At 62.4% G+C, this 614-nt stretch carries 1 protein-coding gene; it reads left to right on the top strand.

Annotated elements, in window-relative coordinates:
- On the top strand, nt 1-467 hold a 467-nt coding region (locus AACY49_RS29905; protein ID WP_339527813.1), incomplete at its 5' end, for a DUF5934 domain-containing protein.
- Nucleotides 468-614: the final 147 nt, after the last annotated feature.

The raw sequence follows: 614 nt of genomic DNA, 5'->3' as shown, positions 1-614 counted from the left end.
ACCTGCTCGACGACCGCTACCTGCAGGTCATGGGGCTGCTCTGCGCGATGCCGATGACGATGGCCAACGGCCTGTCGAAGGACCTCGAGCGCATGAAGCGGATGCGAACGCTGCTCACCACGACGGCGGCCAATCTGGCACCGATTCAGGGCGAATATCTGGGCGGCCAGATACCCCATTTGCTGTTGATCGGCCGGCGTGGCCAGCCCTTCTTCTGGAGCCCGTTCGAGAATGCCGCCGGCACCCACAATGTCGCGGTCTTCGGCAAGTCTCGTTCAGGCAAGTCGGTCGCGCTCCAGGAGCTGCGGTTCGCTCTGCGGCGCCGGTGCGAAGGTGGTCGTGATCGACGACGGCCGCTCGTTCGAGCACTCGGCAAAGCTGCAGGGCGGCGCCTTCGTCGAATTCACAATGAGCTCGGGCTTCTGCCTCAATCCCTTCTCGATGATCGACCAGGCTCAGGCTGCTGAGGACGAAGACTATCTCCTCGACTGCATGGCGATGCTCAAAGCGATCATCAATCAGATGTCGCGCCACATCAACGTGCTCGATGACACCGAGCGAGGCCTGATCGACGGTGCGGTCAACCAAGTCTGGGAGGAGCATGGCAGCAAGGG

Origin of the sequence: Pseudomonas sp. EL_65y_Pfl2_R96 (assembly GCF_963970905.1) — a bacterium.
GTDB lineage: Bacteria > Pseudomonadota > Gammaproteobacteria > Pseudomonadales > Pseudomonadaceae > Aquipseudomonas.
The sequence above is the reverse complement of the archived record's forward strand: the minus strand, read 5'-3'. Positions and strand labels throughout refer to the sequence as shown.